This window comes from Rhodococcus sp. NCIMB 12038, assembly GCF_002165735.1.
Lineage (GTDB): Bacteria > Actinomycetota > Actinomycetes > Mycobacteriales > Mycobacteriaceae > Rhodococcus_F.
On sequence record NZ_NHML01000017.1, the window covers coordinates 53,946 to 68,728 of the forward strand.

Consider the following 14,783-nt stretch of genomic DNA (forward strand, 5'->3'; position numbering starts at 1 on the left):
ACTCTCCGTTCGTAGTGTCTCCTTCCGTGGATGTAGAGGTTCTGCTGGACGACGCGCAGCGCTCGGCGGCGGCCGTCCTGGACGAGACCGCCGACGGCCTGGAGCAGGGGAGACCCGGGGTTCGCGGCGTGTACCTGTGGGGCCCCGTCGGGCGTGGCAAGACCTGGCTGATGGATCGCTTCCACGCGGCTACCGACGTCCCGAAACGGCGGGTGCACTTTCACTCGTTCTTCCGTAGCCTCCACGCCGACGCGCACGTGCTGGGGTCCATCGACCTCGCGATCGACGCGGCGCTCGGCGACGTCCGGTTGCTGTGCTTCGACGAGTTCCACCTCCACGACGTCGGGGACGCGATGCTGGTGGCGCGCCTGTTGAAGGCGCTGTTCGCCCGCGGCATCACGCTGGTGGTGACGTCGAACTATCCGCCCGAAGGACTGCTGCCCAACCCGCTGTTCCACCACCTGTTCGAGCCGACGATCACCGTGCTGAAGCAGAATCTGACCGTCGTGCGGGTGGCCGGTCCCGTCGACTACCGCACCGTGACCGCACCGGACGCCGGATTCGCTGCCGGCCGGTTCGTCCCCGCGACCGCAATCGAGGCCCCGTCGGAGCGGGTCGCCCTGACTGTCGGCACGCGCACCGTGACGGCAGCGGCGGTACGCGACCGGACGGTCTGGTTCGAGTTCGCGGCGCTGTGCGCCACCCCGACCGCACCCGCGGACTACCTCGACCTGGCCGAGCGGTTCGGCTGCTGGGTGATCACCGGTGTGCCCCGACTGCGGGAGGCCGGCACGGACACCGTGCGGCGGTTCGCGAACGTCGTCGACGTGCTGTACGACCGCGGCACCGCGCTGACCGTCGTGGCGGACGCGTCGTGGGAGGAGATGTTCACCGGACTCGCGAGCACCCTCGACGTCGACCGCCTGGTGAGCCGGTTGTCGACGCTGAGCCGGTGACCGCCGGGGCAGACGCGAAGATCTGCCCCGGCGGTGGATCGATCAGACGTACCGGCTGTACGCGGGCAGGTCAAGCTGGCCGTTGCCGGACAGTCCGATGACCACGACCTCCGGTTCGGTGACCGTTCGAGCGTGCGCGATGGCCGCGGCCACACCGTGCGTGGATTCCGGCGCGGGGATGATGCCCTCGGCGCGGGCGAACAGCAGGCCCGCGGTGAGGGCGTCGTCCTGTTCGATCGCGGTCGCCTCCATCAGTCCGAGCGCGACGGCGTGCGAGACCATCGGCGACATGCCGTGGTACCGCAGGCCGCCCGCGTGGATCGCCGGCGGGACGAAGTCGTTGCCCAGCGTGTACATCTTCAGCAGCGGCGTCAGACCCGCGACGTCGCCGAAGTCGTAGCGGTACTCGCCCTGCGTCAGCGACGGGCAGGCCGCCGGCTCACACGCGACGAGGCGGGTGGTGGTGCCCTCGCGCAGGTTGCGGCCGAGGAACGGGAAGGTCAGGCCGGCGAGGTTGGAACCGCCGCCGGCGCAACCGAACACCGTGTGCGCGACGGGCTCGCCCGCCTCGTCCAGCTGGGCCATCGCCTCCTGGCCGATCACGGTCTGGTGGAGCATGACGTGGTTGAGGACGCTGCCCAGCGAGTAGTGCGCGCGCGGATCCTTGGCGGCCACCTCGACGGCCTCGCTGATCGCCATGCCCAGCGAGCCAGTCGTGTCGGGGTGCTCGGCGAGAATCGCCCGGCCCGCCTCGGTGAGGTCGGACGGCGACGGATGACAGATGCCGCCGTACGCCTCCATCTGGAGTCGGCGGTAGGGCTTCGCGTCGTAGGACGCGCGGACCTGCCACACCTCGACGTCGAGACCGAGCAGCGCACCGGCGAACGACAGCGACGCGCCCCACTGGCCCGCCCCGGTCTCGGTGGTGAGCTTGGTGGTGCCCTCGAGGGCGTTGTAGTAGGCCTGCGCGACAGCCGTATTCGGTTTGTGCGAGCCGACCGGGCTCACACCCTCGTACTTGTAGTAGATCCGTGCCGGGGTGCCGAGTACCCGTTCGAGCCGATGCGCCCGCACCAGCGGCGACGGACGCCACATGCCGTAGATCTCCCGAACCGTCTCGGGAATCTCGATGTAGCGGTCGGTCGCGACCTCCTGCTCGATCAGGCTCGCCGGGAACAGCGGTGCCAGATCCTCCGGTCCCAGCGGTTCCCGCGTGCCCGGATGAAGATGCGGCGGAACGGGTTCCGGAAGATCCGCCGCCAGGTTGTACCAGTGCGTGGGAACGGCCGAGGGAACCGCAACCCCCAGAGGTTCCAATGAGCGAGCCAGTTCGGCTCCGGTTACCGGGGACATGGTCAAGTAACTCTCCTTCGTGGACGGGTGCGTCCCGAACATGCTGCGCCGTCCGCCGCCGTGAACGAGAGATTTTCTACGTCTCCGCGTGTCACGATGGAGGGGCAACTCGGGAGTGAGGATGCCGGACCGTCGCGTGATGAGCAGGGTCGTCCACACGGTCGCCCTGCTGGCGGCCGTCGTGACGGTCACCCTTGTGGTCAGGGCGGTCCCCGCGCCCGACACCCCCGCCACGACGGCGGAGCCGGGTGCGGGAGCGACGCGGGCGTTGGTCGTCCTCTCGGCGATCGCCGTCGTCGTCGCGGCCGTGGCGCTCGCGTCGGCCGTGCGCGGCGGACGTCCGCGGGTCGCCCCCGACCCGCCGACGGTCGGGCCGACCGGGAACACCGGGGCTTCGGTCTCGCGCCGGCACGTGGTCGGGTGGGCGGTGTTCGCCTCGCTTCTGGTGGCCGCGGCGTTCCTCCTCGGATCCGTCCGCGGCGACGAACCCCTCGACCGTCAGCGCGCGACGACCCAGGCCGCCGACGAGGGGACTGACCGAACCGACCAGGTGGTGCCCGGCGAGACGGTCCCGCCGCCCGACGCGGTCGCCGAGGCCCGCGAGGATCTCGCGGAATTGTGGACCGCGGCAGCGATTGTCGGACCGATCCTGGTAACGGTGCTGATCCTCGGTGGCGTGGCGCGGCGTCCCCTGAAGTCCCGCGTCGGCGCCTGGACGGCGGCGAGTTCCCCCGGCGCTCCGGCGGGCGCGCAGTCGTTGGCCCGGGCCGCGGAGGAAGGTCTCGCCGTGGTCGTGGCGCCCAGTCTGCCGCCGCGCGAAGCTATCATCGCCAGTTACGCGGCGATGGAAGACGCGTTGCGGACGGCGCCGGGTGCCGAACCGCGGGATTCGGACACACCGTCCGAAGTGCTGGCGCGCGCAGTGCAACTCGGAGCGCTGCGCTTCGAGGCGGCGGCGCCGTTGGTGCGGCTGTTCTCGGAGGCGCGGTTCAGCCTGCATCCGATGGACGAACATCATCGTGACGAGGCCGCGGACCTGCTCCGGCGCGTGCTCGACGACCTGGGGAGTGACGCATGCTCGCCGTCGCCGTAATCGGTGTCGCAGCGGTACTGGCCGTGGAGGTCCCGCTGGTGGCCGCGGGCCGGTACGGCGCCGCCGTGCTGATCGCGGGAGCGGTGACCGCACTGGTGCTCTTCGAGATTCGGCGACGGATGGCACCGGCGGACGTCGACGACGAGATGTCGGGCCTGGAAGCGGAACGGGCCGAGGCGACGGCCCGCTGGATGGCGCGGACGGAATCGTTGATCAGCTGGGCGGACGGTACGCGCGGCGACTGGGACCACCATCTGCGTCCGCTGCTGGCGCGCGAATTCCAGCAGTCCACCGGACAGCGACAGGGACTCGACCCCGCCGACACCGCCGCGGCGGGTGAGGTGTTCTTCGGCGACCTGTGGCGGTGGGTCGATCCGGACGGCGTCCAGCGCTTCGACAGGACGGAGCCCGGTCCCGGCCGGGACGTCCTCGACCGGATCCTGCAACGACTGGAGCAGCTGTGACGATGCCCGCCGAGGTCACCACCGCGCGCGCCCACGCCGTGCTGGCGGAGGTCGAACGGGCGGTGGTCGGCAAGCACGACGAACTCACGTCGATCCTGCTCGCCGTGCTCGCGGGCGGACACGTGCTCATCGAGGACCTGCCCGGACTCGGAAAGACGTTGGTGGCCCGCTCTTTCGCCGCCGCTCTCGGGCTCGACTTCACACGCGTCCAGTTCACCCCCGACCTGCTGCCCGCCGACCTGCTCGGCGCCACCATCTACGACATGCCGTCGGGACGGTTCGAGTTTCGCCCGGGCCCGATCTTCACCAACCTGCTGCTGGCCGACGAGATCAACCGCACCCCGCCCAAGACCCAGGCCGCGCTGCTCGAGGCCATGGCCGAGGGGCAGGTCAGCGTCGACGGCACCACCCGGATCCTGCCGCGTCCCTTCGTCGTGCTCGCCACCGACAACCCCATCGAATACGAGGGCACCTACCCGCTGCCCGAGGCGCAGCTGGACCGGTTCACGCTCCGGCTGAGACTGGGGTACCTCACCGAGACCGACGAGCACGAGATGCTGCGCCGACGGCTCGACAGGGGATCCGCCGCCGTCGTCGTCGAGCAGGTGGTCGATGCCGCCGACCTCCTGGCGATGCGGGAGTCGCTCGAGCAGGTGAGTGTTCATCACGACGTGCTCGGGTACGTCGTCGCACTCGCGAACGCCACCCGGCACCACCCGCAGGTCGAGGTCGGGGCCAGTCCCCGCGCCGAACTCGACCTCGTCCAACTGGCGCGGGCACGGGCCCTCCTCGCCGGCCGGGACTTCGTCATTCCCGAGGACATCAAGGCGCTGGCCGTACCCGCCGTCGCGCACCGCATCAGCCTGCGGCCCGAGATGTGGGTGCGCCGCATCCGCAGCGACGACGTCCTCGCGGAACTGTTGCGCCGCCTCCCCGCGCCGAGGGCACGATGACGCCGAGGGAACAATGACGGAGCACCTGCTGACGTGGCGGGCGTCGCCGGCCGCCCTCGCCCTGACGACGTGCGCGGCCGTGGCACTGACTGCGGGTGTCGTGGGGCGGTGGTGGGAACTGATGGTGTTCGCCGCCCCGATGCTGGGCGCGCTCGGTGCGCTGACGTGGTTGCCGCGACCGGCCACCGGAGTGCGGGTCGACAGTTCGGGCGACGTGCTGCGGTGCTTCCAATCCGAGTCGGTGCGGTTCTCGGTGGACGTGACGACGTGCGGCGGCGCCGCGGAACTGGCGGTGGTACCGGCGTCCTCCGACAACTACCGGGTCGAGCAGACCGGTGTCGGCGAGTACCTGGTGTCGGCGGACCGGTGGGGTCGATACGCACCCGCCCTGATCGTCACGGCGCGCGCGGGCGGCGGCCTGCTGACCGCGACGGCGCGGGTTCCGGTCACGGAACTGCGGATCTTTCCGCTCGCACCGCCGATGCCGACGCCACTCCCGCACGCCCCGCTTCCGGACCGCATCGGCGCGCACCGCACCCGACGATTCGGTTCGGGTGTCGAGTGCGGCGACATCCGGCCGCACGCCCCGGGAGATCCGCTGCGCAGCGTCAACTGGCCCGTCAGCGCCCGGCGCGGCAGGCTGCACGTGACCGAACGGATCATGGACCGCGCCGCCGACGTCGTCGCCGTCCTCGACACCACCCCGCAGGCGCCCGGACCGGCGTCGGAGAGTCTGGACCGCACCGTCCGCGGGGTGACGCAGGTGGTACAGACGGCCCTGCAGCGCGGCGATCGGGCGGGCGTCGTCGCCCACGGTCTCCGGCTGCGGTGGCTCGGCGCCGACATCGGGCGCAGGCAGTTCTACCGGATCCTCGACACGGTCCTGGACGCCGGAGGCGCCCCCTCGATCGACGCTGGCGGCGCAGTTGAGGGCACGCTGGTTCCGCGGGTCGCGTTGCCGCCGCGGGCGGTGGTCATCGCGTTCTCCACCATGCTGGACACCGGGTTCGCGCTGTCTTTGCTGGAGTTACGGCGGCGCGGTCACGTGGTCGTGGCCGTCGATGTCCTCCGCGGTCCGCCGTTCGAGCACGAACTCGATCCGATGACCGGCCGGATGTGGCGGCTCGAACGGCGGAACATGTACCGGAACATGGGTGTTCTCGGGGTCCCGGTGGTGGCGTGGGAGGACGATTCCGCACTGGATCTGGCGCTGGCCCTCGCCGACCGGGCCCGCAGGCTGTCGGGAGCGCACCGATGAGATGGGTTGCGGTGCTCGCGGTGCAGGGGGCGCTGGTCGCGCTCGTGCTGGGCGACGCGTCCGCGCCCGCGGCGGCCGCTGCCGGGGTCGCGGCGACGGCATTGCTGCTCGTCGCCTACGTCGGCCCCGCCCGGGGAATCCCGACGCTCTTGCTGGGGGCGGTCGCCGCCGGCGCCGTGGCGGTTCTCGCGGCGGCTCTGCCGGATGTGCCCGCGTGGGCGGCCCTGCTCGGACCGGTCGCGGTGGTGGTGCTGTTCGTCGTCGCGGTGTGGCCGTACTTCGCCGGCCATACCGTCACGGGCGACCGTCAGAACCGGCGGATGCCGTAGATGTGGAACTGCGACAGCGGCGCCAGACCCACCGGCACGCCGCGTCCGTACGCGTTGAAGACCTGGCCGAAGCCCGCGTAGATACCGATGTGGGACGCGTCGTCGTTGAGAACGACGATGTCGCCGGGAGCCAGCGCCCACAGCGGAATGGGGGCGCCGACCTCGGCCTGCTCCCAGGTGGTGCGTGGCAGGTTCACCCCGGCCTGCCGGAATGCCCATTGCACGAGGCCCGAGCAGTCCCACGCGTCGGGACCCGTCCCACCCCACAGATAGGGCTTGCCCGTCTGGGTCGTCGCGGCCGCGAGCGCGGCCAGCCCTGTCGGAGTGGGGATGGGCGTCGGGAGGACGGAAGAACCCATCGAACTGCCGCCGGTGCTGCCGCTGTCGGAACTGCCCGCCACCGGTGCGGCGTTCGCGGGAAGAGCGACGAGAGCTGTCGCACAGAACGCGAGAGCACCGGCAACGGCGGCACGGCGCACGGGACGGAGAGGTCTGCGCTGGGACACGAGGTCCCCCCTTTGTTCGCTACTGCTCGTGAAGAGCCGTGGAACCGCCCCGACCATCGGTTGACACGTCTCGATGAGGTCACGGAAAGCGTACAAAGGGTTGCGGCGTCGTGCCTGGCAATTGCGAATATCCGCCCGAACTGGGCGAATTCGGTCAAGTTTCGGTAACTGTCACCCGCCGGACAGGGTCAGCACCACGTCGGCCAGGGCCGGGGCGTGATCACGCTCGGGGACCGTCGCCGAGATGAGGAGTCTGCCCTGTTCCTTCCAGATCCGCGTGTGCAGGGTCTCGCCGGGGAACACGACGCCGGCGAACCGGACCCGGAACCCCGCGACCTGCGCTGCGTCCGAGTCGAGGACCGCGTCCACGGCCGCCTTGCACACCATGCCGTAGGTGCACAGGCCGTGCAGGATGGGGGCGGGAAACCCTGCGGCGGAAGCGAACTTCGGGTTGGAATGCAGGGGGTTGCGATCACCGCACATCCGGTACATCAGCGCCTGCTGCGGAAGGACGGGGGTGTCGACCTCGGCGTCGGCGGGCCGGTCGGGCAAGGTGACGGACTGGGACGGTCCCCGCTCGCCGCCGAAACCGCCTTCGCCGCGGGCAAAGATGGACGACCGCCCGGTCCAGAGGGGAGTGCCGTCGAGGTCGGTGGTCGCCGATTCCTGCACGATGACGGCGGCCTTGCCCTTGTCCCACACCTCGGCGATGCGGGTGGTGGTGCGGGCCTTGCCCTCCGGGGGAATCGGCCGGTGCACGATCACTTCCTGGGTGCCGTGGACGACCTTGGCGAGGTCGATCTCGACTCCCGGGAACGACACGCTCGGCGCCTCGGTGGCGTGGAAATTCGCCGCGACCGTGGCGAACGTCGGAAGCACCTGCGGTGTCCCGTCGGTCAGGTAGCGCAACTCCTTCTCGTCGAGCGGGCGCGACCCGGCGCCGAGAGCGAGGTGGTAGTGCTGTACGTCGGAACTGGTCCAGGAGAACTCCTGGGTGGGTAGTTCGGCCCCGATGGCGATGTTCGGATCAATGGGCATTGGTGGCGTCTCCGGTCAGTGACGTCGGCGAGTCGGACTGGGCGGACTTCTCGAGGATATCGAGGACCGCGAGGTAGCCGAACGTCATCGCCGGACCGATGGTCGCGCCGGGGCCTGCGTAGGTGTGGCCCATCACCGGACCGCTGGCATTGCCCACCGCGTAGAGGTTCTCGATGGTGCTGCCGTCCTGTCGGAGAACGCGGGCGTTGCGGTCGGTGCGGAGTCCGCCCTTGGTGCCGAGATCGCCCGGAACCATCTTGACGGCGAAGAACGGCGCCTTCTGGAGTGCGCCGAGGCTCGGGTTCGGCTTGTTGCGGGGATCGCCGTAGTAGTGGTCGTATCCGCTCTCACCGCGGCCGAAGTCCTCGTCCTTGCCGCTGCGGGCGAAAGTGTTGAAACGCGAGACCGTTTCGGTGAGCGCGTCGACGGGCACGCCGATCTTCCCGGCCAGTTCGGCGACGGTGCCCGCCTTGACGATGACACCGGCCTTCAGCCAGCGACCCGGGAACGGCGACCGCGGGGTGACGCCGGCGAACGCGTACCGGTCGCGGTACCGCTGATCGAGGACGAGCCAGCACGGGACGTTCTCGGCGGGCCCGTCGCCCTGGCCGTGTGTCCCGCCGTACATCGCATGCGTCGCCTCGACGTACGGTGCCGATTCGTTGACGAAGCGCTTGCCGGATTCGTTGATCATGATGCAGCCGGGCAGGCTCCGCTCGGACAGCGCGAACCACGGTCCGCCGGTCAGCGGGATGGACGGCCCCCACCAGGCGTCCTCCATCAGATCGAGAGCGGCACCGAGCTTTTCGCCGGCCCAGATGCCGTCGCCCGTATTGGCCTTCGCGCCGACGGTCCACTCGGTGCCGATCGGCGCCCGCTGGTACTTCTTGCGGGCCTCGTCGTTGTGCTCGAATCCGCCCGACGCGATCACCACGCCGCGTCTTGCCCGGAACACCTGCGGCTGTCCGTCGACCGTGGCGTTGACGCCCCGGACCACGCCGTCCTCCACGTACAGGTCGGTGAGCGGGGTGTCGAGCAGGATCGGGACGCCTGCGGCCTTCAGCCCGGCCTGCAGTCCGGCGACGAGGGCCTGACCGCGGACGAGCAGGCGCTTGCCGGTGAGTTTGGCGCCGAGGAACCGGAGCCCGACCCGGGCGGCCCGCAGCGGACCGCGCGGGTTGCGCATCAGCAGGTTCAGCCAGCGGTAATCGGCTTGGGTGATCACGAAATTCGACGGGGCCTTGACGTAGTCGGGTTCGAGCTTCGCGAGGTCGGCGCCGAGTTTCCGGCCGTCGAACGGGGTTGGCTCGACGGACCGTCCGCCGAGCCGTCCGCCGGGGGCCTCGGGATAGTAGTCGGAGTATTCGGGCACCCACTGCAGTTTCAGCGGGCTGTTCTTCAACACGAACGACAGCATTTCGGGGCCGCGGTCGATGTAGGCGTCGATCCGGTCCTTCGGGACGACGTCGCCGATGATGCTGTGGAGGTAGGTCCGCGCGGCGTCGGTGGTGTCCTCGACGCCTGCGGCGATCAGGGCCTCGTTGTTCGGGATCCAGACGCCACCGCCGGAGCGTGCGGTGGAGCCACCGAAGTGCGCTGCCTTTTCGAGGATGACGACGCTGAGTCCCTTGTGGGCCGCGGTCAGGGCCGCGGTCATACCACCGGCACCGCTACCGACGACCACGATGTCGTATTCGTGCTTGCTCATGTAGAACACGTTATAGAATGATGGTGTTGTCAGTCCATCCTTTCTGCCAGGAAGTATTACTGACGCCAACGAAGAAGAACGAAACACGTTGCAGTGAAAACCGGTCGGCGTGCGCACGCAAACGAACTTCAGGGAAGGCATCGAACCATGCTCTCGACGCAACTACGCACCGAGTTGGCGGATCAGCTCGACGCCGCGGAACGCAGCCGCGCTCCCATTGGTCCCCTGACCGCGGACCACCCCGACATCGACGTCGTCGACGCCTACGAGATCCAGCTCCTCAACATCCGGCGCCGGCTGCAGGACGGCGCGAAGGTCGTCGGGCACAAGGTGGGCCTGTCGTCGCTCGCCATGCAGCAGATGATGGGTGTCGACGAACCCGACTACGGCCACCTGCTCGCCGACATGGAAGTGTTCGAGGACCAACCCGTCGACACCGCCCGGTTCTGCTTCCCGCGCGTCGAGGTGGAGGTCGCGTTCGTGCTGGGCGCCGATCTCCCCGGCGAGGGCTGCACGGAACAGGACGTCCTCGACGCCACCGTGGCGTTCGCGCCGTCCATCGAACTGATCGACAGCCGGATCACCGACTGGAAGATCACCTTGCCGGACACGATCGCCGACAACGCGTCGTCCGCCGGTTTCGTGCTCGGCAAGAACAGGGTGCGACCGGCGGACATCGACATCAAGGCCATCGACGCCGTCCTGACGAGCAACGGCGAGGTCAAGGCTGAGGGCCGCAGCGACGCGGTGCTCGGCAACCCGGTGACCGCCGTCGCCTGGCTCGCGCAGAAGGTCGAGAGCTTCGGCGTCCGGTTGAAGGCCGGCGACATCGTGCTGCCCGGCTCCTGCACCCGCGCCATCGACGCGCACCCGGGCGATCACTTCCGCGCCGAGTTCAGTGGGCTCGGATCCGTATCCCTGCAGTTCAAGTAGGAGTCTGTTCATGACCAAGGCAAGTGTGGCGATCGTCGGCTCGGGCAACATCAGCACCGACCTGCTCTACAAGCTGCAGCGATCCGAGTGGCTCGAACCGCGCTGGATGATCGGGATCGACCCCGAGAGCGAGGGCCTGGCGCGGGCCCGCAAGATGGGGCTGGAGACGTCCGCGGAGGGCGTCGACTGGTTGCTGAACCAGGCGGAGAAACCCGACCTCGTCTTCGAGGCCACGTCGGCGTACGTGCACCGAGAGGCAGCACCGCGGTACGAGGCCGCGGGCATCCGCGCCGTCGACCTCACCCCCGCCGCCGTCGGACCGGCCGTGGTCCCGCCCGCCAACCTGCGCGAACACCTCGGCGCCCCCAACGTCAACATGATCACGTGCGGCGGTCAGGCCACGATCCCGATCGTGTACGCCGTCTCCCGCGTCGTCGACGTGCCCTACGCCGAGATCGTCGCGTCGGTGGCGTCCGTCTCCGCGGGCCCGGGCACCCGCGCCAACATCGACGAGTTCACCAAGACCACCAGCCGCGGCATCGAGACCATCGGCGGAGCGCAACGCGGCAAGGCCATCATCATCCTCAACCCCGCCGACCCGCCGATGATCATGCGCGACACGATCTTCTGCGCGATCCCCGAGGACGCCGACCGCGCCGCCATCACCGAGTCCATCCACCGCGTCGTCGCGGACATCCAGCAGTACGTCCCCGGCTACCGGCTCCTGAACGAACCCCAGTTCGACGACCCGAGCGTCGTGTCGGGCGGGCAGGCGACGGTCACGACGTTCGTCGAGGTCGAGGGTGCAGGCGACTTCCTGCCGCCGTACGCGGGCAACCTCGACATCATGACCGCCGCGGCAACCAAGGTGGGCGAGGAGATCGCCCAGAAGCTCCTGAGTGTGGAGGCATGAGCACAATGGTCCATTTCGAAGGGGCGAGCGGAGCGACGGGAAATATGCGCAGCAGCTGGGACATCCGCGTCACCGACACCTCCCTGCGGGACGGTTCGCACCACAAGCGGCACCAGTTCACCGGTGACGAGGTCCGGGCCATCGTCGGTGCCCTCGACAACGCCGGGGTTCCCGTCATCGAGGTGACCCACGGCGACGGACTCGGTGGGTCGTCGTTCAACTACGGGTTCTCCAAGGTGCCCGAGCAGGAACTCATCTCGATCGCCGTCGACACGGCGAAGAACGCGAAGATCGCGTTCCTGATGCTGCCGGGACTCGGCATCAAGGACGACATTATCGTCGCCCAGGACAACGGCGCGTCGATCTGCCGCATAGCCACCCACTGCACCGAGGCGGACGTGTCCATCCAGCACTTCGGGCTGGCCCGCGACCGCGGCCTCGAGACCGTCGGCTTCCTGATGATGGCGCACTCCATCCCACCCGAGAAGCTCGCCGTGCAGGCCCGCATCATGGCCGACGCCGGCTGCCAGTGCGTGTACGTCGTCGACTCCGCGGGCGCGCTCGTCCTCGAGCAGGTATCCGACCGCGTCGAAGCGCTGGTGCAGGAACTCGGCTCCGACGCGCAGGTCGGCTTCCACGGTCACGAGAACCTCGGCCTCGGTGTCGCCAACTCGATCGCCGCGGTCCGGGCAGGCGCCAAGCAGATCGACGGCAGTACACGACGATTCGGTGCCGGCGCCGGAAACGCACCGGTCGAGGCGTTCGTCGGGGTGTGCGACAAGATCGGCGTCAAGACGGGCATCGACTTCTTCGCCATCGCCGACGCCGCCGAGGACGTGGTGCGCCCGGCGATGCCCGCCGAATGCCTCCTCGACCGGCAGGCCCTGATGATGGGGTACGCCGGCGTCTACTCCAGCTTCCTCAAGCACGCCGAACGACAGGCCGAACGGTACGGCGTCTCGTCCGCCGAACTCCTCGTCCGCGCCGGCAAACGCAAACTCGTCGGCGGCCAGGAGGATCAGCTCATCGACATCGCGCTCGAACTGCAGCGCGAGCGCCCGTGAGTACTTCTTAACCGCGGGACGTTAACAAGTACTCACGGGTCAGCGGGCGGTCTCCCACAGCCCGACGACGTTTCCCTCGGAATCGGTGAAGTACGCGGCGAAACCCATGTTCCCGACGGCGGTCCTGCCGGTGACGGTCTTCCCGCCGAGGGATTCGATCTTCTCCAGGGCCGCATCGATGCTGTCGACGTCGACGGTGACCAGGGGAGAGGTCACCTCGCCGCGAGCCATCATGCCGCCGTTGATGTACCCGGGTTCGTCGGGCATGCCGCTCTCGCCGACGGGGCCGGTGGTGACCATGCTGTATTCCATGTCGGGGATCTCGGCGATGGCCCACCCGAATGCGTCCCGATAGAACGCTCGTGCGCGGTCACCATCGTCGAAGGGGATCTCGAAGTGCACGATTCGGCCTGTCATGGCACGCCTCCGGTGGTTCGGCTGACGCCGCCGCGTCCGACGGCACATTCCAGCCTAAGCGCCCGATGTGACATTCGTGCAGGTCCTGACAGCACGAATGTGACATCGGGCGATCTACCCGGGCGCGTAGGCGCCGGCGACTATTCGACTCGATCTCGCACGTCGATGAACCCCTCCATCACCGCGTGATCGATGCTGTCCCACAGCCGCGGGCACCCTTCCCGGAGCGCGGTGGACTTTCCCTCGCCGACGGCGTCCCGGAATGTCGGGCACGTCTTCGCGGGGTCGTCCGTCCACTGGACGCTCGTGTGCTTGAGGCTGTTCTTGCGCACCAGCACACAGGTTCCGCACGTACGGCACTCGACTTCGTTCATTCCGTCGTCGAGGTAGGTGGCCTTGTCGGACACCGTCTGTGCATGAATGGCCTCGAGCCGAGCAGGCTGCCCGGCGAAGTCGGGAGCTTTGGCCCATTCGGTCGAGGCACTCATGATCAGACCTGCGCTTCCCTGCTGTCGGACCGCGCCGCGGTCGTGTTCTCGGACCCCTCGGCGGCCTCACGTTCGGCCTTCTGCCGGGCCAGGTTCTCCTCGACCTCGTGCTGCCAGGCCTCGTTGGCCTTGGTGGTGTCGACCTCGAACTCGAAGCGCTGCGTCATCTTGTCGGTGACGTCGGCGACGTCGACGTAGAACTGGTCGTACCAGCGTCGCAGCTGGTAGACCGGACCGTCTTCGTCGCAGAGCAGGGGATTGTCGATCTTGGTCTTGTTCTTCCAGATCTCGACGTCCTGCAGGAAGCCCTCGGCGATGCCCTCGGTGAACTTCGCGGCCAGTTTGTCGGCCGTCACGTCGTCGATGCCGGTCGGCTTCTTGACGGTGACGCCGTACTGCAGCATGAACGAATTGTTCGTCACCGGATAGTGGCAGTTGATGAGGACGCTCTCGACCTCGTACCCGCCATAGCTGTTCCACAGCGGATTGATCATGTAGGACGGGCCGTAGTACGCGGCCTCGGAGCGCAGCAGCGATTCCATGCCGTACTGAGTCGCCATCCCGACGTCGGGGCGGCCCTTCGTGTTGAGGTACTGCGTCGCGACGTGGCCTTCGAAGACGTTCTTGAAGTACGTCGGGAACGCGTAGTGGATGTAGAAGAAGTGCGCCATGTCGACCACGTTGTCGATGATCTCGCGGCAGTTGGAGCCCTCGATCAGCATCGAGTTCCAGGTCCAGTCGGTCCACTCGTCGCTGTAGGCGCCCTCGATGCGGGGGATGGTCACGTTCTCCGGCGGGGGATTGCCCTCCGGGTCGTTCCAGACGAACAGCTGACCGTTCTGCTCGAGCGTGGTCCATGCCCGGGTCCGGGCGATCGGGGGTACCCGGCGTGCGTAGGGAATGCTGGTGCACTTGCCGTTGCCGCCCCAGCGCCAGTCGTGGAACGGGCAGGCCACGGAATCGCCCTTCACGGTGCCCTGCGACAGGTCTCCGCCCATGTGCCGGCAGTACGCGTCCAGAACCTTCAGTTCGCCCTTGCTGTCGGCGAAGACGACGAGTTTGGTGCCGAATGCCTCGATCGAATGCGGTTTGCCGTCCTTGAACGTCTTGGTCAAACCGAGGCAGTGCCAACCACGCGCGAAGCGCGTCTGGACCGTGCCCACATCGATCTCGCGAATCTGCGCCATTGTGCCCTCACATCCCTTCATGCTGTTAGTAGAACACGTTATAGAACTTCGACCCGATCCGCCAGATTTTCGGGGGCTTTGTTCCAGACCCGGGCCGTCAAACAGCACCTTTGCCGGTATCTC

16 protein-coding genes are annotated in these 14,783 nt (G+C 68.6%); 9 read left to right on the plus strand and 7 right to left on the minus strand.

The window, feature by feature from the left end; genetic code table 11:
• Positions 1 to 44: 44 nt before the first annotated feature.
• Positions 45 to 956 carry a cell division protein ZapE gene (gene zapE / locus CA951_RS25300; protein ID WP_087559607.1) on the plus strand — a complete coding sequence of 304 codons (912 nt, stop codon included), beginning with the start codon at positions 45 to 47 and terminating at the stop codon, positions 954 to 956.
• A gap of 42 nt (positions 957 to 998) precedes the next feature.
• On the opposite strand, the gene CA951_RS25305 is transcribed toward zapE, so the two are convergent.
• The gene (locus CA951_RS25305; protein ID WP_373414357.1) at positions 999 to 2,309 is read right to left on the minus strand and encodes a TrpB-like pyridoxal phosphate-dependent enzyme; all 1,311 of its coding nucleotides are present in this window, start codon (positions 2,307 to 2,309) and stop codon (positions 999 to 1,001) included.
• A gap of 121 nt (positions 2,310 to 2,430) precedes the next feature.
• Here CA951_RS25305 and CA951_RS25310 point away from each other — a divergent pair, with 121 nt between their 5' ends.
• The 5 genes from CA951_RS25310 to CA951_RS25330 are packed head-to-tail and all read left to right on the plus strand — an operon-like array spanning position 2,431 to position 6,406.
• Positions 2,431 to 3,402, plus strand: a complete 972-nt coding sequence (locus tag CA951_RS25310; RefSeq protein ID WP_087559454.1) for a DUF4129 domain-containing protein — start codon at positions 2,431 to 2,433, stop codon at positions 3,400 to 3,402.
• The gene (locus tag CA951_RS25315; protein WP_087559455.1) at positions 3,384 to 3,866 is read left to right on the plus strand and encodes a hypothetical protein; all 483 of its coding nucleotides are present in this window, start codon (positions 3,384 to 3,386) and stop codon (positions 3,864 to 3,866) included. Before CA951_RS25310 ends, CA951_RS25315 begins: the two co-directional genes overlap by 19 nt.
• Complete coding sequence (locus tag CA951_RS25320; RefSeq protein WP_087559456.1) at positions 3,863 to 4,819, plus strand: MoxR family ATPase; 957 nt, start codon at positions 3,863 to 3,865, stop codon at positions 4,817 to 4,819. The genes CA951_RS25315 and CA951_RS25320 overlap by 4 nt, the downstream gene beginning before the upstream one ends.
• A 13-nt stretch (positions 4,820 to 4,832) precedes the next feature.
• On the plus strand, positions 4,833 to 6,077 hold the full coding sequence (locus tag CA951_RS25325) for a DUF58 domain-containing protein (protein ID WP_087559457.1): 1,245 nt from the start codon (positions 4,833 to 4,835) through the stop codon (positions 6,075 to 6,077).
• Positions 6,074 to 6,406: a hypothetical protein gene (locus CA951_RS25330; protein WP_087559458.1), complete on the plus strand. Its 333-nt coding sequence runs from the start codon at positions 6,074 to 6,076 to the stop codon at positions 6,404 to 6,406. Before CA951_RS25325 ends, CA951_RS25330 begins: the two co-directional genes overlap by 4 nt.
• Here CA951_RS25330 and CA951_RS25335 read toward each other — a convergent pair.
• From CA951_RS25335 to kstD, 3 genes are all read right to left on the minus strand, one after another.
• The gene (locus tag CA951_RS25335; protein WP_012691616.1) at positions 6,385 to 6,885 is read right to left on the minus strand and encodes a C40 family peptidase; all 501 of its coding nucleotides are present in this window, start codon (positions 6,883 to 6,885) and stop codon (positions 6,385 to 6,387) included. The two genes, CA951_RS25330 and CA951_RS25335, sit on opposite strands and share 22 nt — an antisense overlap.
• A 198-nt stretch (positions 6,886 to 7,083) precedes the next feature.
• Complete coding sequence (locus tag CA951_RS25340; RefSeq protein WP_087559460.1) at positions 7,084 to 7,950, minus strand: MaoC/PaaZ C-terminal domain-containing protein; 867 nt, start codon at positions 7,948 to 7,950, stop codon at positions 7,084 to 7,086.
• Positions 7,940 to 9,658 carry a 3-oxosteroid 1-dehydrogenase gene (gene kstD, locus CA951_RS25345; RefSeq protein ID WP_087559608.1) on the minus strand — a complete coding sequence of 573 codons (1,719 nt, stop codon included), beginning with the start codon at positions 9,656 to 9,658 and terminating at the stop codon, positions 7,940 to 7,942. The genes CA951_RS25340 and kstD overlap by 11 nt, the downstream gene beginning before the upstream one ends.
• Positions 9,659 to 9,805: 147 nt before the next feature.
• Between kstD and CA951_RS25350 the strand changes: the two genes are divergently transcribed.
• Genes CA951_RS25350 through dmpG form a run of 3 tightly spaced genes read left to right on the plus strand, consistent with a single transcriptional unit; the run spans position 9,806 to position 12,568 of the window.
• Positions 9,806 to 10,591: a 2-keto-4-pentenoate hydratase gene (locus CA951_RS25350; RefSeq protein WP_087559461.1), complete on the plus strand. Its 786-nt coding sequence runs from the start codon at positions 9,806 to 9,808 to the stop codon at positions 10,589 to 10,591.
• A gap of 10 nt (positions 10,592 to 10,601) precedes the next feature.
• Positions 10,602 to 11,504: an acetaldehyde dehydrogenase (acetylating) gene (locus CA951_RS25355; RefSeq protein WP_087559462.1), complete on the plus strand. Its 903-nt coding sequence runs from the start codon at positions 10,602 to 10,604 to the stop codon at positions 11,502 to 11,504.
• A 44-nt stretch (positions 11,505 to 11,548) separates the two neighbouring features.
• The gene (gene dmpG, locus CA951_RS25360; protein WP_087559463.1) at positions 11,549 to 12,568 is read left to right on the plus strand and encodes a 4-hydroxy-2-oxovalerate aldolase; all 1,020 of its coding nucleotides are present in this window, start codon (positions 11,549 to 11,551) and stop codon (positions 12,566 to 12,568) included.
• A 39-nt stretch (positions 12,569 to 12,607) separates the two neighbouring features.
• On the opposite strand, the gene CA951_RS25365 is transcribed toward dmpG, so the two are convergent.
• The 3 genes from CA951_RS25365 to CA951_RS25375 form a co-directional block, all read right to left on the minus strand.
• A complete protein-coding gene (locus CA951_RS25365; RefSeq protein ID WP_087559464.1) occupies positions 12,608 to 12,985 on the minus strand; it encodes a VOC family protein in 378 nt (125 codons plus the stop codon).
• 140 nt (positions 12,986 to 13,125) lie between these two features.
• A complete protein-coding gene (locus CA951_RS25370) occupies positions 13,126 to 13,473 on the minus strand; it encodes a hypothetical protein (protein ID WP_087559465.1) in 348 nt (115 codons plus the stop codon).
• Positions 13,474 to 13,475: 2 nt separating this feature from the next.
• On the minus strand, positions 13,476 to 14,660 hold the full coding sequence (locus tag CA951_RS25375; protein WP_087559466.1) for a Rieske 2Fe-2S domain-containing protein: 1,185 nt from the start codon (positions 14,658 to 14,660) through the stop codon (positions 13,476 to 13,478).
• Between the last annotated feature and the right edge of the window lie 123 nt (positions 14,661 to 14,783).